Genomic DNA, 3,832 nt, shown 5'->3' on the forward strand with positions numbered 1-3,832 from the left:
CGGGGCGGGCGGCATAAACCGGCGGCGGCCGCCGAAGACTATTATTCGGTGGCCGCCGCCGGTTAGTCAGGGTGGTGGCTACAGCCGGCCCTGCGCGATCGCCAGCATGCGGCGCAGCGGCTCGGCCGCACCCCACAGCAGCTGGTCACCCACGGTGAACGCGGAAATGTACTTCGGGCCCATCTCCAGCTTGCGGATGCGGCCCACCGGGATATCCAGGGTGCCGGAGGCCGCGACCGGAGTCAGCTGGCTCATGGTCGCCTCCTTCTGGTTGGGAACCACCTTGGCCCACTGGTTGTCCCCGTCAAGCAGGTTCTCGATTTCGCTGATGGACAGGTCTTCCTTCAGCTTCAGGGTCAAGGCCTGCGAGTGCGAGCGCATGGCGCCGATGCGCACGCACAACCCGTCCATGATGATGTGGCTGTCCCCGGAGGTCTGCAGGATCTTGTTCGTCTCCACCCCGGCCTTCCACTCCTCGCGCGACTGGCCGTTGCCCAGGTCCGCGTCAATCCAGGGAATCAGCGAACCGCCCAGCGGCACGCCGAACTGGGCCGCATCCAGGGATTCACGCTGGGTGGTCAGCACCTGGCGGTCGATTTCCAGGATGGCGCTGGCCGGGTCGGCCAGCTCGGCGTGAACCGAGGAGTTGATGTCGCCGAACTGGGTGAGCAGTTCGCGCATGTGCCGGGCGCCGCCGCCGGAGGCCGCCTGGTAGGTCATGGCCGTGCCCCACTCGACCAGGTTGTTGCGGAACAACCGCCCAGGCCCATCAGCATGCAGGAGACGGTGCAGTTGCCGCCCACGAAGTCCTTGGTGCCCGCGGCCAGGGAAGCGTCAATGACATTGCGGTTGACCGGGTCCAGCACGATCACCGAGTCGTCGTTCATCCGCAGCGCGCTGGCCGCGTCGATCCACAGCCCGTCCCAGCCGGCGGCACGCAGTTGCGGATGAACGGTGTTGGTGTAGTCCCCGCCCTGGGCGGTGACGATAATCGGCAGCTTGGCCAGGGCCTGGATGTCATAGGCGTCCTGGAGCTTGTCTGCGCCGGACGCAAAATCCGGTGCGTTGCCGCCGGGGTTCGAGGTGGAAAAGAACACCGGATCCAGGTTGGCGAAGTCGCCCTCCTCAACCATGCGCTGCATCAGCACGGAGCCGACCATGCCACGGTAACCAACAAAACCAACAGAAGAAGTCATGAATCCATGGTAGGGGTTTTGTCTTCGCCTGCCGCGATTCGTTACGGATATAACAACGCCGGCGCACCCTGGGGTGCGCCGGCGGATCAGCGGGTTATTCGGCCATCAGCCGCTTGCGGTTGGTGATCGCCCAGTAGGCCCCGAAAATGAAGAGCTGTGTGGGCACCAGCAGCAGGATCACACCGAAAATCCGGTGCCCGCCCAGCACCAGGAAGAAGCCGAGCACGGCCACCACCAGGGCCAGCAGCGGGAAAAGCATGTAGCCGATGATGAACAGGCCCTCGGGGCTCTTCTTCAGCGCGGCCAGGGATTCTTTCACTTGGTCAAGTCCTTCGTTCGTTGCCAGGATTCGAAACGGTACCCGGTGTTGGTCTTGGAGGTGTGCCAGCTCGGCCGGGTCGCTGAGGCTGCGGGTGAACTGCGCCCCCAGCTCAGGGGCCCGGGTGTCCCCGTCGAGGTTCAGGTCCAGTACGGTGATGATGGCGGTGTCGATCAGGTGCAGCGTTTCGGCGTACACCTTGCCGCCGCCGATGATCCAGATTTCCTCGCTGCCTGCCGCGCGCTCGGCCAGTTCCAGGGCCTGCTCCAGGCTGGAGGCCGGCTGTGCCCCGGCGGCGCGCAGCCTGTCATGGGCTGGCGCATCGGAGGTGAGCACGATGTTCGTGCGCCCGGGCAGGGGACGGAACTTTTCCGGGAAGGACTCCCAGGTCCGCCGGCCCATGATCACCGGGTGTCCTTCGGTGATGCGCTTGAAGTGGGCCAGGTCCTCGGGAACCTGCCAGGCATTGTGCCCGCATCCCCGATGACCCCGTCGGTGGTTTGCGCCCAGATGGCCCCGACCATCCGCTGTTCGGTGCCGCTGCGGTGGGTCGGGCTCATACGGCCACGCTGCCCTTGATGGTGGGGTGGTGCTGGTAGTTGTCCACGATGAAGTCCTCCAGCGTGTAGTCGAAGATCGAGTCCGGGGTGCGTGCGAAGCGCAGCTGCGGGTACGGGTAGGGGGTCCGGCCCAGCTGCTCACGCACCTGGTCCAGGTGGTTTGAGTAGATGTGCACATCCCCGCCGGTCCAGATGAATTCGCCGGGCCGCAGGCCCAGCTGCTGGGCCAGCATCAGGGTCAGCAGCGAGTAGGAGGCGATGTTGAACGGCACCCCCAGGAACATGTCGGCGCTGCGCTGATAGAGCTGGCAGGACAGTTTTCCGTCCGCCACATAGAACTGGAAGAACATGTGGCACGGGGGCAGCGCCATGTTGGAGATCTCGGCGACATTCCAGGCCGAGACGATGTGCCGACGCGAATCCGGGTTCTGGCTCAGCGACTGGACAACCTGGCTGATCTGGTCGATGTGCCCGCCGTCCGGGGTGGGCCAGGAGCGCCACTGCACCCCGTACACGGGGCCGAGTTCACCGTCCTGGTCGGCCCACTCGTTCCAGATGCGCACCCCCTGCTCCTGCAGCCAGGAAATGTTCGAGTCCCCGCGCAGGAACCACAGCAGCTCGGCGGCCACGGACTTGAAGTGCACCCGCTTGGTGGTGATCAGCGGGAAGGATTCGGACAAGTCGAAGCGGATCTGGCGCCCAAAGACGGACAGCGTGCCGGTGCCGGTGCGGTCTTCCTTGTGGGTGCCGTTTTCCAGCACTTCGCGCAGCAGATCTTCATAGGGGGTTGGGATGCTCACCCGATCAAGTCTAGGCGCAGCGCCAAGGTCGCGTACAGCGCGGGCCGGCGCGACCTTGCTGACATCCTCACGCGCCGGTCTACTGGCGGATGAGCATGTCCTGGTATTCCGGGTAGCGCTTGAGGTAGTCATCCACGTAGGTGCACTCGGAGATGATTTTCGCCCCCTCCTGGCGCAGCTGATCTAGCACCAGGGTCACCAGCGCCCGCGCGTAGCCGCGGCGGCCGAATTCCTCATTGACGATGGTGTGCTGCAAGGTCACCACGTCCCCGTCGCGGTGGTAGCCGATGAACCCCACATAGGTCGATCCGTGCCACAGCGAATAGCGTCCCCGGCCCGGCTCGTGATCCAGGCGCAATCCCTGGTGGACGATCTTTGCAAGCGGTTGCGCGGAATCCTGTGATGACATGGCACTCCTCTTTCCCATGGTGAGTTATCCCACTGTTCTCCTAGCCTAGTACGCGCCGCGAAGACAGTCCAAGACCGCGCAGCGGGCCAGCGTGCAGGCCAGGGCGGGAAGCGGGCCAGGGTGTGCCGCTAATCCGAGTACGGGGCGTGGATCTCAATGGAGACAATGCGTTCATGCGCCCCCACCGGCTGCTGCAGCACGATCATGCCCCCGGGCTGCAGGTAGGGGTCGGCCGTGGGCAGCAGCTTGCGCACCGCCTGGGAGGAGCGTGCGGAGAGCAGCGGCAGGATCAGCGGCAGGACCGGGCGGTGGGTGCACAGCACCTGGGAGCGGACCTTGTCCAGCAGCTTGGTCAGTGACTTGACCGTCTTTTCCGGTTTGCGCTGGGCGGCATGCTCCGTCATGGAGTTCACCAGCTTCGGCTTGATCTGGTGCTCGGTCACATAGGGGTGATGGACTGCACGCAGCGCACCCAGGGCTGGTGGCCACGTGCTGGGGCTTCCAGCAGTTCAGCAGCCGGGCCAGGGCCTGGGCCTGGCGCCGTCCGG

General features: G+C 65.2%; 5 protein-coding genes and 1 pseudogene. All 6 read right to left on the minus strand.

All coding sequences use genetic code 11. From position 1 onward, the window contains the following. Positions 1-78: 78 nt before the first annotated feature. Positions 79-1,160, minus strand: a pseudogene (gene asd / locus JCM19049_RS09365) (aspartate-semialdehyde dehydrogenase). 130 nt (positions 1,161-1,290) lie between these two features. Next, positions 1,291-1,923 carry an NF038396 family protein gene (locus JCM19049_RS19860; protein ID WP_279402859.1) on the minus strand — a complete coding sequence of 211 codons (633 nt, stop codon included), beginning with the start codon at positions 1,921-1,923 and terminating at the stop codon, positions 1,291-1,293. Next, positions 1,920-2,075, minus strand: a complete 156-nt coding sequence (locus JCM19049_RS19865; protein ID WP_279402860.1) for a hypothetical protein — start codon at positions 2,073-2,075, stop codon at positions 1,920-1,922. The genes JCM19049_RS19860 and JCM19049_RS19865 overlap by 4 nt, the downstream gene beginning before the upstream one ends. Continuing rightward, on the minus strand, positions 2,072-2,875 hold the full coding sequence (locus JCM19049_RS09380) for a thymidylate synthase (RefSeq protein WP_054821455.1): 804 nt from the start codon (positions 2,873-2,875) through the stop codon (positions 2,072-2,074). The genes JCM19049_RS19865 and JCM19049_RS09380 overlap by 4 nt, the downstream gene beginning before the upstream one ends. Positions 2,876-2,954: 79 nt before the next feature. Continuing rightward, positions 2,955-3,284, minus strand: coding sequence for a GNAT family N-acetyltransferase (locus JCM19049_RS09385; RefSeq protein WP_054821456.1), 330 nt, complete (start codon positions 3,282-3,284; stop codon positions 2,955-2,957). Positions 3,285-3,412: 128 nt separating this feature from the next. Beyond that, positions 3,413-3,727: a hypothetical protein gene (locus JCM19049_RS09390; RefSeq protein ID WP_054821457.1), complete on the minus strand. Its 315-nt coding sequence runs from the start codon at positions 3,725-3,727 to the stop codon at positions 3,413-3,415. Positions 3,728-3,832 lie beyond the last annotated feature (105 nt).

It is taken from the genome of Arthrobacter sp. JCM 19049, assembly GCF_001310435.1.

Coding starts and splice junctions, on each gene's coding strand:
- JCM19049_RS19865 (WP_279402860.1), bottom strand. CDS start 2,075: ATGAGCCCGACCCACCGCAGCGGCACCGAACAGCGGATGGTCGGGGCC.
- JCM19049_RS09385 (WP_054821456.1), bottom strand. CDS start 3,284: ATGTCATCACAGGATTCCGCGCAACCGCTTGCAAAGATCGTCCACCAG.